Annotated in this window: 1 protein-coding gene; it reads left to right on the top strand. The window is 48.5% G+C overall.

What is annotated here, in order from left to right; translation table 11 throughout:
* Nucleotides 1-233: hypothetical protein (locus HFD99_RS25340; RefSeq protein WP_167441112.1), on the top strand; the 233-nt coding region annotated here is incomplete at both ends.

Here is a 233-nt window from a genome sequence, read left to right as displayed (position 1 = left end):
TGTCCGAAAGACGACCGGATTGATTTTAGCCGTCTCCACGGATGGATTCGTGATTATCAAATTACGGTGTTCGAATCGACTCCAGCTTTGATCGTACCGTTTATGCAGCATGTGCATGAACACGTACTAGATATGAGTAGTCTAGAGCTGCTCATCACGAGCTCAGACAGCTGCAGCGTGACGGACTACCGAGTGCTGCAAGAACGGTTTGGCGCAGATATCCGTATCATCAA

It is taken from the genome of Paenibacillus sp. EKM301P (assembly GCF_011800295.1).
Classification (GTDB): domain Bacteria; phylum Bacillota; class Bacilli; order Paenibacillales; family Paenibacillaceae; genus Paenibacillus; species Paenibacillus polymyxa.
Note: the sequence above shows the minus strand (reverse complement) of the source record. Positions and strands in the feature narration are given on the sequence as shown.